The organism is Rhodococcus wratislaviensis (assembly GCF_041228765.1).
Taxonomy (GTDB): Bacteria; Actinomycetota; Actinomycetes; order Mycobacteriales; family Mycobacteriaceae; genus Rhodococcus_F; species Rhodococcus_F wratislaviensis.
Genome location: NZ_CP150488.1, coordinates 8265978 through 8289784, shown reverse-complemented (window position 1 = coordinate 8289784; position 23807 = coordinate 8265978). Strand labels below are relative to the sequence as shown.

23 protein-coding genes are annotated in these 23807 nt (G+C 66.7%); 12 read left to right on the top strand and 11 right to left on the bottom strand.

Annotated elements, in window-relative coordinates; genetic code table 11:
• Positions 1 to 3: 3 nt before the first annotated feature.
• From WKC72_RS37880 to WKC72_RS37870, 3 genes are all read right to left on the bottom strand, one after another.
• Positions 4 to 513 carry a hypothetical protein gene (locus WKC72_RS37880; protein WP_128640059.1) on the bottom strand — a complete coding sequence of 170 codons (510 nt, stop codon included), beginning with the start codon at positions 511 to 513 and terminating at the stop codon, positions 4 to 6.
• Entirely contained in the window at positions 510 to 2147 is a 1638-nt protein-coding gene (locus WKC72_RS37875) for a GMC family oxidoreductase (protein ID WP_370181323.1), read from the bottom strand. The genes WKC72_RS37880 and WKC72_RS37875 overlap by 4 nt, the downstream gene beginning before the upstream one ends.
• A 125-nt stretch (positions 2148 to 2272) precedes the next feature.
• Complete coding sequence (locus WKC72_RS37870) at positions 2273 to 3031, bottom strand: SDR family NAD(P)-dependent oxidoreductase (RefSeq protein ID WP_037242486.1); 759 nt, start codon at positions 3029 to 3031, stop codon at positions 2273 to 2275.
• Positions 3032 to 3286: 255 nt separating this feature from the next.
• On the opposite strand from WKC72_RS37870, the gene WKC72_RS37865 reads away from it, so the two are divergent.
• The 7 genes from WKC72_RS37865 (at position 3287) to WKC72_RS37835 (ending at position 10887) form a co-directional block, all read left to right on the top strand.
• A complete protein-coding gene (locus tag WKC72_RS37865; RefSeq protein WP_370181322.1) occupies positions 3287 to 3805 on the top strand; it encodes an RbsD/FucU domain-containing protein in 519 nt (172 codons plus the stop codon).
• Between the two features lies 1 nt (position 3806).
• Positions 3807 to 4595: an alpha/beta fold hydrolase gene (locus tag WKC72_RS37860; protein ID WP_112301925.1), complete on the top strand. Its 789-nt coding sequence runs from the start codon at positions 3807 to 3809 to the stop codon at positions 4593 to 4595.
• A gap of 47 nt (positions 4596 to 4642) precedes the next feature.
• Positions 4643 to 5023: a DUF1937 family protein gene (locus tag WKC72_RS37855; RefSeq protein ID WP_370181321.1), complete on the top strand. Its 381-nt coding sequence runs from the start codon at positions 4643 to 4645 to the stop codon at positions 5021 to 5023.
• Between the two features lie 98 nt (positions 5024 to 5121).
• A complete protein-coding gene (gene treS / locus WKC72_RS37850; protein ID WP_037241905.1) occupies positions 5122 to 7323 on the top strand; it encodes a maltose alpha-D-glucosyltransferase in 2202 nt (733 codons plus the stop codon).
• A 119-nt stretch (positions 7324 to 7442) separates the two neighbouring features.
• Complete coding sequence (locus WKC72_RS37845; protein WP_370181320.1) at positions 7443 to 8981, top strand: arylsulfatase; 1539 nt, start codon at positions 7443 to 7445, stop codon at positions 8979 to 8981.
• 5 nt (positions 8982 to 8986) lie between these two features.
• Positions 8987 to 9928, top strand: a complete 942-nt coding sequence (locus tag WKC72_RS37840; protein WP_128640055.1) for an HAD family phosphatase — start codon at positions 8987 to 8989, stop codon at positions 9926 to 9928.
• A 20-nt stretch (positions 9929 to 9948) separates the two neighbouring features.
• Positions 9949 to 10887 carry a formylglycine-generating enzyme family protein gene (locus WKC72_RS37835; protein WP_112299611.1) on the top strand — a complete coding sequence of 313 codons (939 nt, stop codon included), beginning with the start codon at positions 9949 to 9951 and terminating at the stop codon, positions 10885 to 10887.
• Here WKC72_RS37835 and WKC72_RS37830 read toward each other — a convergent pair.
• The 4 genes from WKC72_RS37830 to WKC72_RS37815 all read right to left on the bottom strand — a co-directional run bounded on the left by WKC72_RS37830 (position 10879) and on the right by WKC72_RS37815 (position 15236).
• The gene (locus tag WKC72_RS37830; RefSeq protein ID WP_112299612.1) at positions 10879 to 11226 is read right to left on the bottom strand and encodes a YidH family protein; all 348 of its coding nucleotides are present in this window, start codon (positions 11224 to 11226) and stop codon (positions 10879 to 10881) included. The genes WKC72_RS37835 and WKC72_RS37830 overlap by 9 nt on opposite strands.
• Positions 11223 to 12713: a hypothetical protein gene (locus WKC72_RS37825; protein WP_370181319.1), complete on the bottom strand. Its 1491-nt coding sequence runs from the start codon at positions 12711 to 12713 to the stop codon at positions 11223 to 11225. The genes WKC72_RS37830 and WKC72_RS37825 overlap by 4 nt, the downstream gene beginning before the upstream one ends.
• A gap of 141 nt (positions 12714 to 12854) precedes the next feature.
• On the bottom strand, positions 12855 to 14225 hold the full coding sequence (locus tag WKC72_RS37820; protein ID WP_268791737.1) for an amidase: 1371 nt from the start codon (positions 14223 to 14225) through the stop codon (positions 12855 to 12857).
• A gap of 36 nt (positions 14226 to 14261) precedes the next feature.
• Positions 14262 to 15236, bottom strand: a complete 975-nt coding sequence (locus tag WKC72_RS37815; protein WP_037241887.1) for a D-2-hydroxyacid dehydrogenase — start codon at positions 15234 to 15236, stop codon at positions 14262 to 14264.
• 80 nt (positions 15237 to 15316) lie between these two features.
• On the opposite strand from WKC72_RS37815, the gene WKC72_RS37810 reads away from it, so the two are divergent.
• Genes WKC72_RS37810 through thpD form a run of 4 tightly spaced genes read left to right on the top strand, consistent with a single transcriptional unit; the run spans position 15317 to position 18451 of the window.
• Complete coding sequence (locus WKC72_RS37810; RefSeq protein WP_081792703.1) at positions 15317 to 16060, top strand: Asp/Glu/hydantoin racemase; 744 nt, start codon at positions 15317 to 15319, stop codon at positions 16058 to 16060.
• Positions 16061 to 16095: 35 nt separating this feature from the next.
• On the top strand, positions 16096 to 16836 hold the full coding sequence (locus tag WKC72_RS37805) for a maleate cis-trans isomerase (protein ID WP_011596947.1): 741 nt from the start codon (positions 16096 to 16098) through the stop codon (positions 16834 to 16836).
• On the top strand, positions 16823 to 17500 hold the full coding sequence (locus WKC72_RS37800) for a GntR family transcriptional regulator (RefSeq protein WP_037241885.1): 678 nt from the start codon (positions 16823 to 16825) through the stop codon (positions 17498 to 17500). The genes WKC72_RS37805 and WKC72_RS37800 overlap by 14 nt, the downstream gene beginning before the upstream one ends.
• Positions 17501 to 17536: 36 nt before the next feature.
• A complete protein-coding gene (gene thpD, locus WKC72_RS37795) occupies positions 17537 to 18451 on the top strand; it encodes an ectoine hydroxylase (RefSeq protein ID WP_370181318.1) in 915 nt (304 codons plus the stop codon).
• 41 nt (positions 18452 to 18492) lie between these two features.
• Here the strand turns inward: thpD and WKC72_RS37790 are convergent, their stop codons facing one another.
• Positions 18493 to 18936: a MarR family winged helix-turn-helix transcriptional regulator gene (locus tag WKC72_RS37790; protein ID WP_037241876.1), complete on the bottom strand. Its 444-nt coding sequence runs from the start codon at positions 18934 to 18936 to the stop codon at positions 18493 to 18495.
• Positions 18937 to 19091: 155 nt separating this feature from the next.
• On the opposite strand from WKC72_RS37790, the gene WKC72_RS37785 reads away from it, so the two are divergent.
• Entirely contained in the window at positions 19092 to 20291 is a 1200-nt protein-coding gene (locus WKC72_RS37785; RefSeq protein WP_128640049.1) for an MFS transporter, read from the top strand.
• A gap of 2 nt (positions 20292 to 20293) precedes the next feature.
• Here the strand turns inward: WKC72_RS37785 and WKC72_RS37780 are convergent, their stop codons facing one another.
• The 3 genes from WKC72_RS37780 to WKC72_RS37770 form a co-directional block, all read right to left on the bottom strand.
• Positions 20294 to 21265: a beta-propeller fold lactonase family protein gene (locus tag WKC72_RS37780; protein ID WP_370181317.1), complete on the bottom strand. Its 972-nt coding sequence runs from the start codon at positions 21263 to 21265 to the stop codon at positions 20294 to 20296.
• Positions 21266 to 21317: 52 nt separating this feature from the next.
• Complete coding sequence (locus WKC72_RS37775) at positions 21318 to 22166, bottom strand: amino acid-binding protein (RefSeq protein ID WP_037241868.1); 849 nt, start codon at positions 22164 to 22166, stop codon at positions 21318 to 21320.
• Between the two features lie 271 nt (positions 22167 to 22437).
• Positions 22438 to 23778 (bottom strand): MFS transporter, encoded by a 1341-nt coding sequence (locus WKC72_RS37770; protein WP_128640048.1) that lies wholly within the window; start codon positions 23776 to 23778, stop codon positions 22438 to 22440.
• Between the last annotated feature and the right edge of the window lie 29 nt (positions 23779 to 23807).

The window sequence follows — 23807 nt, the reverse complement described above, 5'->3', positions numbered from 1 at the left end:
AGGCTATTCGCCGTTCGCGGACACGTAGAAGTGGCCGCGTTCGAGCACCGGATCGAGTATCCCGGTTTCCAGTTCGTTGGCCGCATCCTCGAATCCGGCGGCGTCCCGATGTTGGCCGGGATACCCGATCAGCGCTTTGACCTGGGGAGTCATGAAGTAGGCACCGGCGAGGATCGAGGACAGCGGATCGAACGTGAACTTGTCTTCGGCCCACATCCGCTTGATCTCCGCGCGCAGGTCGTCACCGCGGAGACCGGCCGCCTTGTCGACCGCGGAGAGGACCGCGTCGAAGACGTCGGCCCGGGCGGCCAGTGCCAGATTCAGATAGCGGAGGTACTCGTCGGCCTCACTGGCGGCGGGATTCTCACCGGACGCGGGGATCAGACAGTCCGCGATCCGCAGGAGCGTCGTCAGCTCGGAGTCCGTGAGCGGCCGCGGCGGAGCCGTGTGCCTGCCGGGCACCGACAGACGCCGCTTCGGCGCCGAGTGCAGGTCGAGGGGTGTGGTGCTCATGCCGATGCCTTCCGTGCGGTGACGTCGTCGACGACCTTCTTGCCCACGCGCAGGGCGAGGGCGCTGATCGTGCAGGTCGGGTTGGCGGAGCCGGACGTGACGAAGATGCTGCCGTCCGCGATGTAGAGGTTGTCGACATCGTGGGCGCGGCCGTACGAATCGACCACGGACGTCGTCGGGTCGTCGCCCATCCGGGCCGTCCCGAGGAGGTGCCCTGGCTGGTCGACCCATAGTTCCTGCGTGAAGATCTGCTTCGCGCCCGCCGCCTCGTGGAGTTCGACCATCCGGTCGACGGTGTACTTCAGGATCTTCCGGGTGTTCTCGCTGACCCGGTACTCGACCTTCGGCGCCGGCAGACCGTCGGCATCGAACTCCTCGGTGGAGAGGGTGACCCGGTTGTGTTCCTCGGGTAGATCCTCCACGTTGGCCGCCCAGAGAATGCCGTTGGACGCCGCGCGCGCGACGTCGTGGATGGCCGGTCCCCACAGGTCGTCGAAATCGAGTTGCCGGTGGGTCTCGATCGTGTTCAGCGGTCCCGGAGTCGGGAGGGCGTGCAGCTTGGCGCCGCGGACGAATCCGCGGGAGGTGTCCGTGTCGTAGAACTGCATGGAGTGGATGAGCTGTCCCGCCGGACCGCGCCAGCTCTCCAGGTTGTCCTCGTAGTACCCGATGGCGGTGCAGTTGGGGTGCAGCATGAGGTTCCGGCCCACCTGACCCGAGAAATTCGCCAGGCCGTCCGGATGCTTCTCGTCGGCTGACAGCAGGAGAAGTCGTGGTGTTCCGATGCCGTTCGCGCAGACGATCACTGCCCGGGCCGGCTGGAAATGGACGGCGCCGGTGCGGTCCACCCATTCGGCGCCTGCGGCGCGGCCGTCATCTCCGGTGACGATCCGGCGGACACGCGCACCGGTCTCCACGCGGGCGCCGGCCTGCTGCGCCTGCGGCATGTAGATCAAGTCGAACGAGGCCTTCGCGCCCTGCGGGCAACCCCATTCGCAGACGCCCCAGCGACCGCACTGCTCGAGTGTCTTGTTCTTCTGACTGGGAATCGCGTTGGTGCCCGGCCACCAGTGCCAGCCGAGCGTGTTCGCGGCTTCGGCCGCCTTCATGCCGGGCTTGCCCAACGGGTGTGGCGGCAACGGGTATTCGAGTCCCTCGGGGTAGGCGGTGTCGCCGTCGACTCCGGAGACGCCGATGAATTCGTCGACCTCGTCGTGGTACGGCTTGAGGTCGTCGTAGCTGATCGGCCAGTCGTCCGCGACACCGTCGAGCGTTTTGACCCGGAAGTCCGAGGGCAGCAGCCGTGGCCACTCCGCGCCGTAGAAGATGGAACTTCCCCCGACGGCGTTGAACATCACCGGCCACATGTCGGATTCCGTCACGTCGACCGGGTAGTCGGACGGCAGGGCCCGGACATTCGGATCGTGCGCCCAGTCGTGCTGGATGAGCAGTTCCCACTCGGGGTGGTTGGCGGGGAAGTCGCTGGGGTTGACCCAGTCACCCTGCTCGAGGCAGAGGGTGCTCAGTCCCGCCGTGGCGGCAGTGTGCGTGACCACCGCGCCGGACGGACCCGCGCCGATCACCAACACGTCGACAACGTCGTGCTGGGTGACATCGGAGTCAGTGGAAGTCATCGGGGTCGACCTCATTTCGTCTAATTGTCGACATTGCATCAATAGTGATGGGAGTCACGTCGGCTGTCAAATGGGGTTGCGGCGGGAGCCCGAGGCGACAGGGCCCCCACCGCAAGACTGGGTGCTCAGGCCCCGGCGAGAACGCCGCCGTCGACGACGAATGCCGTCCCGGTGATGGCGGTGGAGTGGTCCGACAGCAGGAAGGCGACGGAGTGCGCGATCTCGATGGGGAGGATGGCGCGTCCGATCGGCTGGAAGTCGGGGAGCCCGGCCTCGAGTTCCTCGCGGCCGCCGAGTGCCGTGTAGTGCGGCACGTTCAGCGGGGTATCGACGAAGCCCGGGCAGAGGGTGTTGGCGCGGATGCCCTGCGCTCCGAAGTCCAGGGCGATGGCCTTGGTCAACGTGAGCACGGCGCCCTTGCTCGCCGTGTACGTCGTGAGCAGTTTCTCCGCGCCGATCGAGTTGATGGAACCGAAGTTGACGATCGACCCGCCGCCTGCTTTCAGCATCTCGGGAATCGCATACTTCGACCCCAGGAACACGCCTTTCACGTTGACGTCGAACGTCTTCTGGTAGTCCTCGACCGACGCGTCCAGAATGGTGCCGGGCTTGAGGATGCCGGCGTTGTTGACGATGCCGTCGAGCTTGCCGAACGTCGCCACGGTGAAGTCGACGAGGTCCTTGACCTGCTCTTCTTCGGTGACATCGACGACGCGGCCGATCAGGCGATCGTCGTCGACCTTCAGCTGGGGAAGGCTGGACTCGGAGTGCACGGTGGCGACCACCTGTGCCCCCTCGTCGTGGAGATGCAAGGCCGTGGCGAGGCCGATGCCTCCGCCTGCGCCCGTAACGATGACTGTCTTGCCCTGCAGCAGCTGGCCCATGGTTTCTCCCTCGAGGGTCGTATGGATGTGGAAGCGCGTAGACGTGGGGAATCGATTGACTCTTTGTCGACAATCGACCAAGCAAGTGTGCGCCCATTCACGACGATCGGTCAAGCGCCGAGTCGGGATTCGTTCAGCGCTTGACCTCAGGGCGGGAGCGTCCTAGATTTTTAGTCGATTGTCGACTAGAGCACATTCTGTGCCCGGTGCGTCGCACCGCACATCCCTCACGGCCTCGATCGAAGGACGAATCCCATGGCACCGAAAACCCGATTGCTGCACGAACGCCTGGCCGCTGTCGTGAGCCAGCTCCGGCACGGCGAGATGATCTACGTCGCGGACGCGGGCAGCGGCACGTCTTCCGCGAGCCTCGTTCCCCTGTCACCGCAGGTCGAGACCATCGATCTCGGCATCGCACCAGGATTGCCGTCGGTCGGGGATCTGCTGTCGGTGCTGTGCGAGGTGGGCGACTTCGAAGCTGCCATCGTCACCGAGGACATGGTGACTGCCAACCCCGAAGCCCGGAAGTTCGTCTCCGAATTGGTGGGGGAGGAGAACGTCCACGAGCTGCGGTACCTCCCCGAGTTCTACAACTTCCGTGACCGCGTGAAGGTCTTCGTCCAGACCGGCGACTACTCGGTGCACGGCAACGTCGTTCTCGTCGCGGGCTACCCGAGCCCGCCGATTCCGCTGAACTGGCTCACGTCACCGACCTGGTTCGAGGACCTGCCTGCCGCGCCGCCGTCGACCGATCCGGGAAGCCCGGAGGCCTGACATGCCCTTCTTCGACGGTGTCAGGAACAAGATCTACTACCGGCAGTGGGAAGTCGCGCAGCCGTGGGCGCAGATCCTGCTCCTGCACGGATTCGGTGAGCACTCCGGTCATTATCATCGGCTGGCGGGACAGTTGAATTCGGCCGGTCTGGACGTGTGGGCACCCGATCATCTCGGCCACGGTCACACCGGCGGACCGGCAGGGATCTTCCCCTCGGTGGACGAACTCGCTTCCAATGCAGGAGTTCTCGTCGACATCATGGCTGACGACGAGCCCGACCTGCCGGTGGTCGTCCTGGGCCACTCGCTCGGCGCACTGACCGGGGCCCTTCTCTCGGTTCGCACCCCGTCCCTGCGCACCGGATTGATCATGACGGGAGCACCCCTCTGGGGTCTGCCGCGTGAGGCGGAGGGCCGGACGGACCTTGTCATGGCGAAGGACCGGTCGTACCTCGATGCACTCGAGAACGATCCGCTCGGCTTCGACACAGCTCCCGCCGAACCGAACCTCTGGCAGGCGCTCACCGTGGCCGGAGGAAAAGTGCGGGCGTGTCTGCCCGCGATGACGATGCCGATCCTGTTGGTCAACGGCGAATTCGACGCGTTCGCGACTCCGGACCGGGCCGCCGAATTCGCACGAGAACTGCAGCACGGACAGAGCGTCGTCATCCCGGGCGGCTACCACGACATTCCGAACGACGTCGCCCACCGGGAGGTCGCGTCGCTGATGATCGAGGCGATCTCGGGATGGTGCCCAACCGTGCATCCACTGCCGGCGGGGTCTCGATGAGCGGCCGCCCTGCACCGGGGCCTGCGCCCCACGAATCACGAGGAACCATGCGAAAGATCTTTCTGGCCTGCCCCTACAGCCATGCCGACCCGGCGGTGACACACGAGCGGTTTCTCGCCAGCAACGAAGTAGCGGGATACATCGTCGAATCCGGCCATGCGGTGTTCAGCCAGGTGTCGATGTCACATCCCGTCAACCTGACTTTCACCGGAAAGGACACCACCGCGATCGGCACGATGTGGGGACCCGTCGACCGGGTGTTCATGGACGCGATGGAGGAGCTGATCATCCTCGACATCCCCGGATGGGATCAGAGTTCCGGCATCAGACGCGAGATCGAGCTCTTCGAGAGCCGGGACAGGCGGGTGAGCCTGTGGTCCGAGGCCTCCGCCGAGTTCATCGCACCCGAAAGGTCCGCGGTTCGCTGACAGTCATCCAACTCCGCATGCCGGGCGGTCGTTTCCGTGGGACGGTGGACGGGTAGCCGACCGGTGCGGCGGAGCAGACGAGATGACGACGGAGGACCATGAACCCCGAGATCCATCACGAGCCCAGCGAGATCAGCTACGACGAGCAGTTCTACCCGGCGCGCCCTCGGCCGTTGAAACCGTCGGTCCGCCGTGCGACCAGGGTCGATGCGCAGACGGGTGAGCCGGTGCCGGACAACCCGAACTATGTGGAATGGCTGATCAATCAGTCGATCCTGCACGATGCGAAGTTGATCGCGGAGCAGTTGTCCGGCAAGGGCAGCATGTGGCAGAACCCGTATGCCGACCCGAATCCGCGCGCAGCGGTGGAACGGGGATCGGTGTGGTTCACGGCGTACCCGATTTCGATCATCACGGCGCCGCGCGCGAGTTTCCTGAGTTCGCTCGGCGACGAGTCCCTGTGGCAGGCCTTCTCCGAGATCGGGGTGACCGCGGTCCACACCGGGCCGGTGAAACAGGCAGGCGGCATCAACGGGTGGCGGGCCACGCCCTCGGTGGACGGCCATTTCGACCGCATCAGCATGCAGATCGACTCGGCCTTCGGAACCGAGGAGGAGTTCCGCAAGCTCTGCGTCGTCGCGTCAGCGTACGACGGCATCGTCATCGACGACATCGTCCCCGGTCACACCGGCAAGGGCGCCGACTTCCGGCTCGCCGAGATGGCGTACGCCGACTACCCCGGCATCTATCACATGGTGGAGATCGAACAGCAGGACTGGCACCTGCTTCCCCGTGTGCCGGAAGGCCGGGACTCGGTCAACATCGACGCCGACACCGAGGCGCAACTCGCCCGGGCCGGGTACATCATCGGTCAACTCCAGCGCGTCATCTTCTACGAACTCGGTGTCAAGGAAACCAACTGGAGTGTCACCCCCGCGGTGAAGGGGGTGGACGGCATCGAGCGGAGGTGGGTGTACCTGCACTATTTCAAGGCGGGGCAGCCCTCCATCAACTGGCTGGATCCGTCGTTCGCGGGCATGCGCCTCGTCATCGGGGACGCCTGCCACTCGATCGCGGACCTCGGTGCCGGCGCGCTTCGACTGGACGCCAACGGTTTCCTCGGAGTCGAACGCCGGACCGAAGGACTGCCCGGCTGGTCGGAAGGGCATCCACTGTCGGAGGCGGCGAATCACCTGATCGCCAGCATCGTGCGGAAGATGGGGGGATTCACGTTCCAGGAACTGAACCTCACGATCGACGACATCAAGGCGATGGGGACGACCGGAGCCGACCTGTCCTACGACTTCATCAATCGTCCCGCCTACCACCACGCCCTCGTCATGGGGAACACCGAATTTCTCCGGCTCACCATGAACCTCGCCCGCGATCACGGTGTCGATGCCGCATCGCTCGTCCATGCCCTGCAGAACCACGACGAGCTGACGTTCGAACTGGTCCACTTCGCGACGCTGCACAAGGACGACGAATTCGTGTACGGCGGTGAGTCGATCACGGGGTCCGATCTCGGTGACCGCATCCGGAAGGATCTGTGCGAGCGGCTCACCGGACGCTGGGCCCCGTACAACCGCACATTCACGACGAACGGGATCGCCTGCACGACCGCGAGCGTCATCACCGCTGCGCTCGGCATCCGCGACCTCGACAGGATGGATGCCGCCGACATCGACACCGTCAAGCAGGCGCATCTGCTCCTGGCGATGTTCAATGCGCTCCAGCCCGGTGTGTTCGCCCTGTCGGGCTGGGATCTGTGCGGGCTGCTGCCCGTGCCGTCCGAGGACGTCGCCGACCTTCTCGCCGAAGGCGACACCCGCTGGATCAACCGCGGCGCCCACGACCTCATGGGGGTCAATCCGGAAGCCGCCCGGTCGGAGTCGGGCATCCCCCGGGGTACCAGCCTGTACGGGAGTCTGCCGGTGCAGCTGCAGGATCCGGCGTCCTTCGCTCGCGGTCTCGCCCGCATCATCGACGTCCGCAACCGGTTCGGCATCGCCACCGCGGTCCAGCTCGACGTGCCCACGGTGTCGCACAAGGGGCTGCTCGTCATGGTCCACGAACTGGCGGATTCGAGTCTCGAGGTCACCGTTCTCAACTTCACGTCCGAGGAGATCGCCGCGACCGTGCAGTCCCAGTTCCTGCCGGCCGGATCACCCGCGGTCAACCTGTTCACCGACGAACAGATCGGCACCGTCGACGAACTCCACAGCTTCCCGATCACCCTGGCGCCGTACGAGGGGGTCCCCGTCGTCGTGAGACCGGGCCGGTCGGACGACGCGGGCTGAATCCGGGCCGATCGGGGGTGCGTGATCCCGAGGTTCTCACCCGGTACGGGTGATGTGGCCCGGGGGTGCCGGGAGCAACGTCAGGACTGCGAATCCCCCGATGATGCGAGGAGAGACAGATGACGGACGCGAAACCCAACATCCTGGTCATTTGGGGAGACGACATCGGTATCACCAATCTCAGCTGCTACAGCGACGGACTGATGGGGTACCGGACACCGAACATCGACCGACTCGCCGACGAGGGCATGAAATTCACCGACTCCTACGGTGAGCAGAGTTGCACCGCGGGTCGTGCGTCGTTCATCACCGGGCAGAGCGTGTACCGCACCGGCATGAGCAAGGTGGGAATCCCGGGAGTCGACGTCGGATTGTCGCCCGAGGACCCGACCATCGCCGAACTGCTCAAGCCCCTCGGGTACGCCACGGGACAGTTCGGGAAGAACCATCTCGGCGACCTGAACAAGTATCTGCCGACCGCGCACGGATTCGACGAGTTCTTCGGCAATCTCTATCACCTGAACGCCGAGGAAGAACCCGAGCTCCCCGACTATCCCAGCGCGCAGGACTATCCCAGACTGCACGAGGTGATGATGCCGCGCGGCGTCCTCCATTGCTGGGCCACCGAGGAGGATGCCGGCGAGGTCGACCCGCGGTACGGGGCGCTCGGGAAGCAACGCATCGAGGACACCGGGCCGCTGAGCAAGAAGCGCATGGAGACGATCGACGACGAGACGGTCTCCGCGGCAATCGACTTCATCACGCGGCAGAAGGAAGCGGACACACCGTTCTTCGTGTGGATGAACATGACGCACATGCACCTGCGGACCCACACGAAGCCGGAAAGCATCGGGCAGGCGGGGCACTGGCAGTCGCCTTACCACGACACGATGATCGATCACGACAAGCACGTCGGCCAGCTGCTCGACACGGTCGACGAGCTGGGTCTCGCCGAGAACACCATCGTCATCTACAGCACCGACAACGGTCCCCACGCGAACACCTGGCCGGACGGCGCGACCACCCCGTTCCGCAGCGAGAAGGACACCAACTGGGAGGGTGCGTTCCGCGTCCCCGAGGTGATTCGCTGGCCGGGCAAGATCCCCGCGGGCAGCGTGTCCAACGAGATCGTTCAGCACCACGACTGGCTACCCACCTTCCTCGCCGCCGCCGGTGCGCCCGACATCGTCGAGCAACTGAAGTCCGGGTACGACGTCGGCGACAAGACGTTCAAGGTGCACATCGACGGTTACAACCTGCTCCCGTACCTCACCGGTGAGGTCGACACGTCCCCGCGCCGGGGAATGGTCTACTTCTCCGACGACTGCGACGTGCTGGGCATCCGTTTCGACAACTGGAAGATCGTGTTCATGGAGCAGCGGGCGCAGGGCACCCTCGGACTGTGGGCGGAGCCATTCACCGCCCTGCGGCTGCCGAAACTGTTCAACCTGCGCACCGACCCGTTCGAGCGTGCCGACATCACGTCGAACACCTACTGGGACTGGTTCCTCGACCACGACTACATCGCCATCTACGGAACCTTCATCACCAGTCAATTCCTCGAGACGTTCAAGGAATTTCCCCCGAGGCAGGAGCCGGCGAGCTTCACGATCGACCATGCGGTGGCGAAGCTGCACGCCTTCCTGGCGAAGGACTGACCGACATGGGGGCCGGGCTGAGTGGTTCCTGGACGGACGGAGCGACGCGGTCCGCGATCGAGGACTTCGTCGGGCGGGTGACGGCACGCGGGCCGGACTTCGTCGACTCCGCGGACCGGGTGGCCGTGTTCGACAACGACGGCACACTCTGGTGTGAGAAGCCGATGCCCATCCAACTCGACTTCACCATCCGGCGCTTCGCCGAGATGGCCGCGGACAATCCCGATCTGCAGCAGACGCAACCGTGGAAGGCGGCCCACGAGCGCGACCTTCACTGGCTCGGTGCGGCGATGGTCAAGCACTATCACGGCGACGACGGCGATCTGAAACTGTTGATGGGCGCAGTCACCGAGGCATTCGATTCGGTCACCGTCGAGAATTACGATGCGCGGGTCCGGGCCTTCTTCGACGACGCGGACCACCCGACGCTCGGACGCCCGTACTCCGGCTGTGGATACGTGCCCATGGTCGAATTGCTGCGCTACCTCGAGGCGAACGACTTCACCGTCTACATCGCGTCCGGCGGTGATCGCGACTTCATGCGCCCGGTCGCCGGGCGGCTCTACGGGGTTCCGCCGGAACGCGTCATCGGCAGCGCCCTCGGCCTCTCGTACCGTGAAGGGGCGGACGCAAGCGACCTGCTCTACAAGGCCGCGATGGACTTCTTCGACGACGGTCCGGAGAAACCGGTCCGAATCTGGAGCCGGATCGGGCGACGGCCGATCCTGTCGGTCGGCAACTCCAACGGCGACCTGCCGATGCTCTCGTTCTCCGGGCAACCCGACCGCCCGTCGCTTCGGGTGTTGATCCTGCACGACGACGCCGAACGCGAATTCGACTACGTCGCCGGCGCCGAGCAGGCCCTCGAACACGCACGAGAGAAGGGCTGGACCGTGGTAAGCATGAAGAACGATTGGACGAGCGTCTTCTCGCCCGCCGTGACCTGATCAGGCAGAAGGGAAGGCGTGTGGAAACCCAGACCGTCTCCGAAGTCCGGCACGTTCCCGCCCAGACCTTCACGATGGGCTCGGATCGGCACTATCCGGAAGAAGGTCCGGCGCATCGTGTCGCGGTCGACGCCTTCGCCGTCGAGACCCACCAGGTCACCAACGCGCAGTTCGCGCGATTCACGCGCGATACCGGCTACGTGACCGTCGCCGAGCGCCCGCTGGACCCCGCCGAATTCCCCGGGGCTCCCGCGGAGAACCTGCAACCGGGATCGATGGTGTTCACCCGCACTCGGGGCCCGGTCGATCTCCGTCATCTGAGCCAGTGGTGGACCTGGACCGTCGGCGCGTCGTGGCAGCACCCGACAGGCCCCGGGTCGTCGACGGCCGGCCTGGAACAGCATCCCGTCGTCCACGTCGCCCACGAGGACGCGGCAGCGTACGCAGAGTGGGCCGGGCGGTCCCTCCCCACCGAGGCGCAATGGGAGGCCGCGGCGCGCGGCGGACTCGACCGCGCCGAATTCACCTGGGGCGACGCCGCCGAGAGTGAATCCCGTCCGCTGGCGAACTACTGGCACGGGGAGTTCCCGTGGCGCCCGGACCCCGGCTACGGCACCACGACCGCCGTCGGTAGCTATCCGCCCAACGAATACGGTCTGTTCGACATGGCGGGGAACGTGTGGGAGTGGACCGCCGACTGGTACGCGGACCGGCACAGCGACACAGCGGAGTCGTGCTGTGCGCCCCGCAATCCGCGGGGGCCCGGCATGTCGGAGAGCTTCGATGCCCGGCAGCCCCAATTCCGGGTGCCCCGACGGGTCATCAAGGGTGGATCGTTTCTGTGTGCGGACAGCTACTGCCGTCGGTATCGGCCCGCTGCCCGGCGGCCGCAGATGGTCGACACCGGGATGAGCCACATCGGATTCCGCTGTGTCACGGCCCTGCCCGGGTCAGAGTAGGACCACCACGGCGAGGAGTGCGAGCACTGTGACGACGCTGGAGGTGACCACGGCGGTGAACGTCGCCGGTGCGAATTCCCCGGATTCGATCTGCCGGCTGATGACCCGATAGCGGACGGTGCCGTAGACGGACACCAGTAGCCCGGCGCCGATCAGGATCAATCCGGCAGCCACGGCGTGGGCGCCGCGGTGCGGTGCGAACTTCGCCACCGCCACGCCCAGCGCGGCAACACTGATACCGGTGCGGTGCCAGGCGAGGTAGGTTCGCTCGTTGGCGAGATGGTCGCGTGCGGTGCTACCCGTGTTCGGCTGGGTGGGACCGAAGATGTTGGGGCTCATGCGCCGCTACCCAGGAAGCCGATCTCCGACAGGCGCGACTGGAACCCGGACTCGCCGCCGGACAGTCCCGAGATCCAGATGAGGACCCGACGGGTGGGTGTGGGAGTCCGGGCCACGATCTCGGTGACCCCGTCGCCGAGCGTGGCGGCGCCGATCACCTGAGTGCGTTCGATGTTCGCCCACGCGACGGGGGCGGTCCGGATCTCGACCGTGGTGCCCGGTGTCGGGGAGTCGATCCAGACGGTCCGCAGATCGACGGGCTCGGGAAACGACACGATCAGACCCACTCCTCGCTTCGTCGCCGACAGTTGCTGCGGGTAGCGGTCGGTCGCCCAGGATGTCGCGGGGTTCGCGTCGACGGCGAGGGAGGCAGTGGCACCGTTGTCAGGAAAGCGCAGCGGGGAGTAGACGGCCGCGGATGACGGGGTGAGCGGTGTCTGAAAGGGATCCGGCACCGGCGCGATCTGGCTGAGCATGCTGTCCGCGACGGCGGCCGGGGGAGCGTCCGACGCGGTGAATGTGGCGCCCGCCGCCCACCCGGCGGCGCCGAGCGCGACGATCAGGGCGAGTGCGCCGCTCAATGCGGGAAGTGGGGCGTTCGGCCTCGGGGGCCGGTTGACGGATGCCGGGCGGGCTCTCTTCGTGGTCGAAGCGAATGCGGATGCGGTGCGAGCCCGCGCGTCCGCCAGGATTCGGTCGAGGGCTTCGACGACCGCCTGCGCGGTGACCATGCCTGGTCGCCGAGCGAGGGCGTTCATGGCCACGTCGGACAAACGTCGTGGAATCGCGGGCCGCACACGATGCGGCGGGACGACGGAACCGTCACCGCGCCTGCCTGCCGGGGGCAGTCCGGCTGCCCGGGTTTCGCCGGACGAGGACAGCGGCCACGTGCCGAGCAACAGGGCGTACAGCAGCGCGCCGAGCCCCGCGACGTCGTCGGCCGCGGTGCCGTCGGCGAGAGTGGCAGGGAAGGCGAGGACTGCGAGTCCTTCCCGGGAGATCCGCACCCGGTTGGGATGATCGAGTGAGAGGCGGGCACCGAAATGGTGTGCGTCTGCGGTCGCCGCGGCGAGGTGCCGCACCGTGCGAGCGGCATCCAACGGACGCGGGACCGTGCGAGCGACATCCGCGACACGCCACCCGGGCGTCCATTCCGCGACCACGGCGATCCGGTCGCCGACCGCCGCGATGTCGTAGACCTGCGCGATCCGGCCTTCGTGGCTGAAGCTGGTTCCGGTGGTGTTCCGGCAGAAGCGCGCCACCGGATCCGGACGTGTGTCGGTGGCGCGGACCTGCGCCGAGTCGATGAGGCTGAGCGCGACGTCCCGGCACAGTTCGGTGTCGTGCGCGTGCCACCACTGCACCCAGTGGGGGCCGGCGAACCGTCCGAGGAGCCGGTATCGGGTGGCGACGAGCATGCCCGGGGCGAGCGGATCCGGGCCCTGCGGCGAATGCGGCGGGACCCCGGACACCGGCGTCGCTGTCATCTACTCTCCCGGGCTCGCCCCGACCCCGAAAATCCCTGTCAGCCAACTGTCACCCGGGCAGCAACGCAGACGTTCGCGCAGCACCGGGCCTAGTGCTGATCATCCTCGGATGCAGCGCGAATCGTGCGCTTTTCGGTCGACCTAGCCGAGGACGTGTTCCGCATATCGCGCGACCGCAAGTACGAGGTCGTCGGAGTGGCGGGGGCCGATGATCTGCAGACCCACCGGCAGTCCCGCCGCGGTGCGGCCCACCGGGATGCTGATCGCCGGCTGCTGCGTCAGGTTGAACGGGTAGGTGAACGGCGTCCACTGCGGCCAGCTGGTGAGGTCGCTGTCCGGCGGCACGTCGTAGCCGGCCTCGAACGCCGGAATCGGGACGGTGGGTGTGAGCAGGACGTTGTGCGTCAGATGGAATTTGCCCATCGTGATGCCGATGTCCGCGGCCACCGCGCGAGCGTCGAGATAGTCGACCGCGCTGAACTTTTCGCCTCGTTCCCAGATCTTGCCGAGCCCTGGGTCGACCTTGTCGCGCGCGCCTTCCGGGAAGTTCTTCAGCATGGCCGCGGCCCCGGACGCCCACAGCAGCTCGAAGGCCTCGATCGGATCGCTGAAGCCCGGGTCGGCGGCGGTGACCGGCAGGCCTGCGGCGTCGAGGGCCTGCACGGCGCGGTCGACGATCGCCCGGACCTCCGGATCGACCGTCACGTAGCCGAGCGTGGGGGAGTACGCGACGCCGAGTCCGACCACGTCGCGGCCGATCTCGCCGCGGAAGGTGGTCGCGAACGGGGCGAGCGACGTCGGGTCGCGCGGGTCCGGCAGCGACAGGATGTCCATCAGCAGTGCCGCATCCTCGACCGTGCGGGTGAGGGGGCCGGCATGCGCCAGCGGTCCGAACGGGCTCGCCGGGAACAGGGGGATGCGACCGTGGGTGGGTTTGAAACCGACGACGCCGCAGAACGAGGCGGGGATGCGCACACTGCCACCGCCGTCGGTGCCGACGGAGCAGGGGCCGAGACCCGCCGCGACCGCCGCGGCACTGCCGCCCGACGAACCACCGGCCGTCTTGGTCGGGTCGGCCGGGTTGCGGGTGATCCCGCACAGGGCGCTGTCGGTCACGGCCTTCCAGGCGATCTCGGGGGTCGTGGTCTTGCCGAGGAACACCATCCCGTCTTCGCGGAGCCGGGCGGCCACGGGACTGTCGACGTTCCACGGCTGGTCCTCGTCGACGGCCTGTGATCCCCGGAGCGTCGGCCAGCCGTCGGTGAGGAAGATGTCCTTGATCGAGATCGGTACGCCGTCGAGCAGTCCCTTGGAGTAACCGGTGTTCCAGCGCTCTTCGGACTTCCGCGCCTGCGCGAGCGCCCGCTCCTCGTCGACGAGGCAGTAGGAATTGATGGTGCGGTCACGCTCGGTGATGGCGTCGAGCATCGCCTGCGTCGCTTCCACCGGCGAAAGTTCTCCGGACGAGTAGGCCGTGACCAGTTCGACGGCGGTCATGTCGGTGGGATTCATGAGAACTCCTTCAGCCTGGACGTTCGGGCCCTGTCTTCATCGGCTCGGTACGTAACCGAGGTGCTTGTCAACTACGTTCTCGAGCGGGTACCCCGCAACCCAGCGTTCGAAATTGTCGGTGAACACGGTTACGAGGTCATCTCGCCAGCCGGCGAAGTCGCCCGAATTGTGGGGGGTGATCGAGACGTTCGGCATGTCCCAGAGTGGATGGCCGGCGGGGAGCGGTTCCGTGTCGAACACGTCGAGCGCGGCGCCCGCGATCGTCCCCGTCCGGAGCGCGGCGACGAGGTCGTCGGTGCGGACGAGCTCACCGCGTCCGACGTTCACGAACCGGGCACCCGGCTTCATCGCGGCGAACGTCGAGTCGCGGAACAGGTGGCGGGTCTGCTCGGTGAGTGGTGCCACCGCGATCACGTAATCGGCGACGGCGAGCTGCTCCGGGAGGTCTTCCGTCGCGGCGACCGTCCCGAAGTCGGGGTCGGCGTTGCGTGCGGCGCGGCCGGACCCACTGACCTCCATCCCCGCCGCGCGGAGAAGCCGGGCGATCGCGCGGCCGATGGGGCCGGTGCCGACGATCAGGGCGGAGCGGCCCGCGATCCGCTCGGATTCCCGGTGCTGCCAGGTATGAGTCTGCTGCAGGCGCAGCGAACCGGGCAGATCCTTCGCGAACGAGAGAATCTGGGCGAGCACGTACTCGGCGATCGCCCCGTCGAACACGCCCCGTGAGTTGGTGATCGTGACGTCGCTGTCGCGGGCCTCGGGGAACATGACGGGATCGACGCCTGCCGCGGCGATGTGCAGCCACTGCAGGGAGCCGGCGGCGTGCCAGGCTCCGGGCACCGCGTCGGTGAGGAAGTCGTAGAGGAACAGCACGTCCGCGCCGTCGAGGGCGTCGCTCAGCCCCGCCTTGCCGGTGTAGCGAACTTCGGCACGGGACGCGACGGGTGCCATGAGTTCGTCGCTCGGCAGGACGTGGGCATGTAGCACCGCGACGATCGGGTTCCGACTCACGTTGACACCGTATGAGTAACTCGTATGATTGTCAACAATCTGATAATGCTCGGGCGCGGCCGAAACGAAGGTGAGGCCTGGTGTTGGAACTGAACATTCCCGAATTCGAGGGGCCTATCGCGCAACGGGGAATCGGCATCATCGCCCCGTTCGACTTGGCGCTCGAACGAGAACTGTGGCGATGGGCTCCCCTCGAGGTGAGCCTCCATCTGGCGCGCACGCCGTACGAACCCGTGCCCGTCAGCCTGGAGATGGCCGAACTCGTGTCCGAGCGAAGACACCTCATGGCGGCGACGCGCGACGTCCTGCACGTCGAGCCCGAGGTCGTGGCCTATCTGTGCACGTCGGGAAGCTTCATCAAGGGTCTCGAATACGAGCGAACCCTGTGCGACGCGATCTGCGAGGCAGGCGCCCAGCACGCGATCACCACGTCCGGCGCGCTGGTCGAGGCCATCGAACACCTCGAGCTGAGCAGGCTGTCGGTGATCACGCCGTACGACGCCCCGCTCACCGAACGGCTGCACGCGTTCCTGAACGAGGCAGGCACCGAGGTGGTTCGTTCCGATCACCTCGGACTCGGCGGCGGCATCTGGAAGGTCAACTACCGCACGATCGCCGAGCGGATCATCGCTGCGGACGACCCCAGGTCGGAGGCGATCTTCGTCAGCTGTACCAACCTGCCGACCTACGACGTCATCGCCCCGCTCGAGCAGGAACTCGGCAAACCGGTCCTCACCGCCAACCAGCTCACGATCTGGGCCTGTCTCGGCCGGATGAAACTCCCCATGACGGGCCCGGGCAAGTGGCTCCGCAACGTCTTCTGACATCACCCCACACGACACGGAAAAGAGGAGAACGCATGACGAGCACGCCGACCCCCACTGTGGGATTCATCTACCCCGATCACGCCGCCGAGGACGACTACCCCTTTGCCGCGGAGATGCTCGGAGTGGATCTGCCGGTCGTGCACATCTACGGAACCGACCTGCACGCCGTGCCCGAACTGCTCGACCTCGGGAGCCCCGAGAAGCTCGCCGGCGGGGCCGCACTCCTCGCCGAGGAGAAGCCGGACGCCGTCGTGTGGGCCTGCACCTCGGGCAGCTTCGTCTACGGCCCCGACGGGGCGAAGCAGCAGGCCGAGACGCTCGCCGCGGCCACCGGTGTACCCACGTCCAGCACCAGTTTCGCGTTCGTCCACGCCCTGCACGCACTGGGGATCACACGCGTCGCGGTGGCCGCGAGCTACCCGGAGGACGTCGCGAAGCTGTTCGTCGAGTTCCTCGCCGCCGCAGGCATCGAGGTGCTGTCGATGTCGAGTGCGGGAATCGACACCGCGGCCGAGGTCGGTCTGCTCAGCCCTGAATCCGTGGTGGAACTCGCGGTGGAGAACGACCACCCGGACGCCGAAGCCCTGCTCATCCCCGACACGGCCATGAGGACGCTGGGTGCGCTGAGTACTCTCGAGCAGCGCCTCGGCAAGCCGGTCCTCACGGCAAACCAGGTGACCATCTGGGAAGGCCTGCGTCTTGCGGGCCACACGGCGGTGCACCCGTCGTTAGGAACCTTGTTCGAGAAAGGCCACAGTCATGGCTCTGACTGACCTGGAACCCGTCAGTCGTCAATCGACTGCCGAATTCATCGCGGACCGCCTGCGGGTCGCCATCATGAAGGGTGCGCTCGAACCGGGTGCGCAGCTGGGCGAGGCGGAACTCGCCGCGCATTTCCAGGTCTCGCGCGGGCCCCTGCGTGAAGCCATGCAGAGGCTCGTGTCCGAGGGCATACTGCACAGCATCCGTCATCGCGGGATCTTCGTGACGGAGCTGACCCTCGACGACGTCGTCGACGTGTACCGCAGCCGCTCGGTCATCGAGCGCGGGGCGCTCGAGATGATTCTCGACGACGGCCGCCGGGAAGCCACATACCTGGCACTCGAACCCACCGTGCTCGTGATGCAGGCCGCGGCCGAGCGCGGCGACGCCGCCGCCGTCTCGGACGCCGACCAGCAGTTCCATCAGATCCTGGTGGAGAGTTCGGAGAGCCCCCGGCTCATTCGGGCGGCGAGGACGCTCCTGATCGAGACCCGGATGTGCCTGGGTGCGTTGCAGACCACCTACGACGACATCCGCGAGCAGGCGCAGGAACACGCGACCCTGCGCGAGGCGATCCGGTCGGGTACAGCTGGAGAGGTGCAGAAACTGCTCGCCGAACACCTGGACGACGCCGTTCAGCGGCTCCGCGCCGACCAGAAGACTCTGTCGTCGTAGCGACAGTGAAGTAGAGGTAAGTGCCGAGGAGGGGCAATGACTCAGGTAGCTGAGGTTCAGGGATACACCAACCGTCACGATCGCTACCCGACTCGGATCGCCGCCGAGCCGTCGATGCTCCAGCGGAGCGAACCCGCCGTGTGGGGCGGGCCCGCCGACGGGCCGTTCGATTCGTCGGCCCTCGCCGGACACGAGTCACGCGGCTTCACGATCATCGACAACGTGCTGAGCGCCGGCGAAGTGATGTCGTGCCGGGAGGAACTCGACCGGCTGTCCCGGGACCCGGCGATGCGCGACAGCGGACGCGTCATCATCGAACGCGGCACCGACGAGGTTCGTTCCGTCTTCGACGTGCATCGGCGCAGCGACGTGATCGGCGAGCTGATCCGCGACGGCAGGATTCTCGACCGCGCGCGGCAACTCCTCGGCTCCGACGTCTACATCCACCAGAGCCGCATCAACTCGATGCCCGGTTTCAAGGGCACCGGCTTCTACTGGCACTCGGACTTCGAGACCTGGCACGCCGAGGACGGTCTCCCCGTCCCGCGGGCCGTCAGCTGCTCGATCACGCTGACCGAGAACTACCCGTTCAACGGGTCGTTGATGGTGATGCCCGGTTCGCACAAGCGGTTCGTCCAGTGCGTCGGCGCTACCCCCGACGACAACTACACGTCGTCTCTCGTTGCGCAGGAGGTCGGGGTTCCGCGTCGCGAGGACGTCACCCGGATGGCGGCGGAGTTCGGGATCGACCAGTTCACCGGTGCCGCGGGCACCGCGCTGTGGTTCGACTCCAACGTCATGCACGGGTCGGGGAACAACATCACGCCCTACCCGCGGTCGAACCTGTTCCTCGTGTTCAACAGTGTCGAGAACATCCTCGTCGAGCCGTTCGCCGCGGCACGTCCGCGGCCGGAGTACATCGCGTCGCGCGACTTCACCCCGCTGTCCTGACGTGAGTGGCAAAGCGTGCCCCGGCACGCTGCGCCACTCACCTATGCGGGGACTTCGTGCAGGGCTCGGGCGAGGTGGGCGAGCTCGGGAATTTCGGCGGCCTGATCGAGCGCCGCTTCCAGCGTTGCGTCGTGGGTGGGACGCGCCTCGTCCAGTGCGGCCCGGCCCGCGGGTGTGAGCTCGGTGTAGATGCCGCGACGGTCGTCGTCGCACAGAATGCGGGTGAGCAGTCCGCGGTTCTCCAGACGGTTCACCAGCCTGGTGGTGGCGCTGCTGCTCAGCGCCGCCGCGCGGGCGAGTTGCGCCATGCGCATGTGCCAGCCGTCCTGGCGGCTGAGGGCGTCGAGGACCGTGTACTCGACCACCGAGAGATCGTGCCCACGCTGGAGGGCGCGTTCGAGCTCCGCCTCGAGTAGGCCGTGCAGGGCCGCGAGCGTGCGCCATCCCTGCGACCGGATCTCGACGGCGTCGTCAGCGACTGCCATGGGCCACCTCCTGTGGTTACGACTGCCACTTCAGAATACCAGCTTGCGCACATAGCAGGCGTATGCAACTATTTATGGCGCGCCTGCAACTACTGCAGGCGCGGTATTCGAGCTAGTGCTCTTATCTCCCAGTCTGTACGAAAGGAGTGGCTGCGATGCCACTGGGTCTGCTCGCCCTCGCAATGGGCGGCTTCGGGATCGGTCTCACCGAATTCGTCATCATGGGATTGCTGCCGGAAGTGTCGGCCGACTTCCAGGTGAGCGAGTCGGTGGCCGGCTACCTCATCTCCGGCTACGCCCTCTCCGTCGCCATCGGAGCGATCGTCATCACCGCGGCGGTCACCCGCTTCGACCGCAAACGCGTCCTCCAGGCGCTGATGGTGCTGTTCATCGGCGGCAACCTGCTGTCGGCGCTGGCCCCGACGTACGAGGTCATGATGGGCGGACGCGTCCTCGCGGCCCTGTGCCACGGCGCGTTCTTCGGCATCGGCTCGGTCCTCGCCGCCGACCTCGTACCCGCGAGCAAGCGGGCAGGCGCGATCGCGACGATGTTCGCGGGACTGACCATCGCCAACGTTCTCGGCGTCCCGTTCGGCACGTTCCTCGGCCAGCAGTTCGGCTGGCGGTCCACGTTCTGGGCCATCACCGTCATCGGCGTCGTCGCGCTGATCGGCATCGCAACGCTGGTGCCTTCCGTGTCCCGTCCGGCGGACGCACCGGAATCCGCCGGTCTGCGCAGCGAACTGCGGGCCTTCCGGTCTCCGCAGGTGTGGTTCTCGATCGCCGTCACCATCCTCGGATTCGGCGGCATGTTCGGTGCGTTCACGTACATCGCGTTCACCCTCACCGAGGTCGGCGGATTCGCATCGACGAGCGTCCCGTGGCTCCTCGTGCTGTTCGGTGGCGGTCTGTTCGTGGGCAACGTCCTCGGCGGTCGTGCCGCCGACAAGGCACTCACCCGCACGTTGATCACGATCCTCGCCGTGCTCACCGTCGTGCTCGTCGTGTTCGCCCTCACCGCGGGGAGCAAGCCGATGACCATCGCGGCCCTGTTCTTCATGGGCCTCTTCGGTTTCGCGACCGTCCCCGGACTGCAGATGCGGATCATGAACTACGCGGCGCAGGCGCCGACCATGGCGTCCGGCGCGAACATCGCCGCCTTCAATGTGGGCAACGCACTCGGGGCATGGCTCGGCGGCATCACCATCGCCGCGGGACTCGGCTTCACGTCCCCGATCTGGATGGGTGCGGCGCTGACCGTGGGTGCGCTCGGCGTTCTCGTCCTCGCCACCGCACTCGACCGGCGGTCGAAAGATCAGCCGGTGGAGGAGGATCCGGCGGTGGTGTCGGTCTAGCGTCAGCGCGGCAGCGTCGCGTCGCCCGGTGCGCGCGTGATGGTGGCGATCGTGTCATCGTTCTGACTGGTGGCGTAGGCCCTCGCGCCGTCGGCGGAGACCGCGACGTCACCGGCGCTGCCGCCGACGGCGAGCGACGTCACCTCGGCGTTGGTACCCGGATCGAAGACCGTGACGGCCCCACCCTCGGAGTCGACGACGTACAGCGTGTTCCCGTCCCCGGTCACCGCGGCGCCGCCCATCGTCCCGTCGACGCCGAACGTGGCGGTCACCGTGTTGGTGGCCACGTCGATCACCGACATCTCCGCGCCGCTCCGCACGTAGGCCTGGTCGTCGGTGGCCGTCACCGCACTGGGGTGGGAGGCGACGGGAATCGTGTCGACGACGGTCGTCGTGGCCGTGTCGATCACGGTCACCGTGTTGTCGGAGGAGTTGGTGACATACACGTGTGTGCCGTTGGTCGCGAGCTGGATGGGGAAGGCGCCGACCGGGACCGTGGCCGTCACCGTGTTCGTGGCGGTGTCGATGACGGAGACAGTGCTCTCGACGCCGTTGGTGACGTAGGCGTGGGCCCCGTCTGCGGATACCGCGACCGCCAAGGCGAATTCGCCTACCGGAATCGTGGCCGCCACGGTGTTGGTGGCGGTGTCGATCACGGACACGGTCCGGTCGGCGGTATTCACGACGAACGCCCTCGCACCGTTCGGGGCGACGGCGATCCCGGTGGGTCCGCCGCCCACCGGGACGGTGGCGGTGACGGCGTTCGTGGCGGTGTCGATGACGGAGACGCTGTTGGCCCCGGAGTTCGTGGCGTACGTGACGGCGCCGTTGGGTGCGACCGCCACCTGCATCGGCGTCTGCCCGACGGGAACGGTGGCGGTCACGGCATACGTCGGCGCCGCACCGGCGGTGGTGGCCAGGAGGCCGAGCGTGGCGACGCCGATCGTCAGGACAGTCGAAGTGCGGGCGAACATCACCGTCGTAGTGTCTCTCGCACCGTGGCCGTCGTCCGGGATGTCCGCAAGATCACGTGGCAGGCCCGGCGAGTCCCCCCGAGTTCGTGGTCGCGCGGGTTCGCTGCGCCAGTTCGCTGAGGCGACGAGCGCGGGCGATCTCGGCCGGTGTGAAAGGCTCGTCCGCCGGCCGCACGAAGACGAGCGGCTCACCCTCACCCGACGGGATCGCAACGGACGCCGCCGTGGTCGGATGGTCGCTCACGCGCGAATCGACGTACTGGGCGCCGAGGAGTTCCGCGATCGACAGGGGCAGTTCGGAGGGATCGGCGGCTACCCGCGACGCCAACGTCAGTGCCTTGGTCTGGCCGTCGATCAGCGCGAGCGCCGACGCCGGCCAGATGCCCACACTGCTCCCGCCTCCGGCTCGGACGGCATGCGCGAGCGCGTCCGGCGACGTCTCGCGGCACGCGCCGACGATCAACTCGTCGAGCGAACCGCCGTCCAGGTGATGGACGTGCACGGTCAGGATGTTCGCGTCCAGCTTCGCGAGGTTGTGGGCCAGCGATTCGAGCTGTCCCGGTTGGTCGCTCACCCGGACACGGATGCGCCAGAGCGACTGCCCGGTCGGGAGAGGGCCGTGCTTGCCGTCGGGCGGACCGTGCAGCCAGCCGCCGAGCAGTCTCATCGCCGACGGCTCCACCACCCAGATCACGAGCACCGTGGTGCTGACGGTCAGGACCGTGACGGTCATCAGATAGGAGGCGTGGAAATGAACGACCAAGGCATGGAGCGCTAGTTCGACGGGAAAGACGGCGCACAGTTTCGCGAGCGCCAGGCGGACGCGACGGGGGTGCGGAAGCCGACCGCACGCCTCGCACGCGTTGACATGAACTCCGGGTTCCCTCTCGGCATCGTTCATGCCTCCACTGTCGTCCCGAAGTATTGCCGGGTAGTTTCATCGCACGGTCGGTGGTGTGACGGATGAACGTGAAATGTGTTGGGGTGCAACGCAGATGTGGTGGGCGAGACACCGCGTCACCGCGTGTGATCGGGCGCACCATTCGCGGTGGCCGATGCGCACCGGACATGGTGACGCCGCTGCCGCCGGGGACTGTCGCCCGGCAGCAGCGGCGTGATCAGGAGCGCTCAGCGCAGTGATCAGGAGCGCTCAGCGCAGTGATCGAGAGCGCTCAGCGCAGTGAGGCGGCGTCGCTCAGGTCCGTTCCCCGGGTCTCGGGGGCCATGAGGAAGCTGACGAGGGCTCCCACCCCGGCAATGCCCGCGGCGATGTACATCGTTGCGGAGAGTCCGAGATTGGACAGCGCCCACGGGGTGGCGAAGGTGCCGATCGCCGCGCCGATCCGGCTGATGCCCGTGCAGAGGCCGACCGCAGTGGCCCGCACCTCGGTGGGGAACAGTTCGTTGGGGTAGATCCATTCGAGGATAGAGGGTCCGCCGTTGAAGAGCGCGTAGATGGCGAACGCGAACGCGATCACCCACAGGCCTGCGTCCGGCTTGATCGCGAGGAACAGCAATCCGAGACCGGAGAGTACGAACCCCCAGATCAGGATCGGCCGGCGACCGAGTCGATCGACGAGCAGCAGTGCGACGATGTTGCCGATGAGGAAGAACAGGTTGATGAGCCCGTAGCCGATGTGGGCCAGATTTCCGGAACCGAGGTTGAAGAGTTCGAGGATCTGCGGCCCGAATGCGTAGATGGCGAACAGGGTCACGATCGTGCACGTCCAGAAGATCGAGATGAAGACGACCCGCTGCAGGTACCCTCCGCGCATCAGTCCGCGGATCGAGGTGGTCCCTTCCTCGTCGGGCAGATCGTCCAGGGTCGCATCGTTTCCGATCGTCTTTCGCAGCACCGTCAGTGCCTCCGCGGAACGTCCCTTGCTCAGAAGCCAGCGTGGCGACTCGGGGATGCTCGTCCGCGCGATCACGATCAGGGTGGCGGGGACTGCCGAGGACAGCAGCATCCATTTCCATCCGTCGGGATGGTCGAGCAGAAGGTAGCCCACGAAAGCGGCGGTGGTAGCGCCTACGAACCACATGGCATTCAGGCCGCCGACGAGTTTGGCGCGCCAGGCCTTCGGTGCGAACTCCGTCACCAGGGCGGTGGCGATGGGGTAGTCGGCGCCGACTGCGATGCCGATGATCAAACGCAGAATGAACAGTTGCATTTCGTCCGCCGCGAAGAATTGCAGCACCGAGCAGACGATGATCACGATCAGGTCGATGGTGTACATCAACTTTCGGCCGATCCGATCGGTCACTGCGCCGAACACGGCGCCACCGAGGAAGACGCCGATGAGAGCCGATGACCCGATGAGGCCGGCCCACAGCGCGCTCATGTCCCATTGCGCCTGGATCTGAACCATCGCGATGCCGATGATGCTGAGGATGTAGCCGTCGAGAAAGGGTCCGCCCGAGGAGAAGAGGGCGAGTTTGGCGTGAAAGCCGTTGAGCCTGGCGCTGTCCAGTGTGACGCCCGATCGGGCGGTGACGGTGGTGTCGAGGTTCATCTGAGGAATCCCATCGGGGGTGTGGGCTT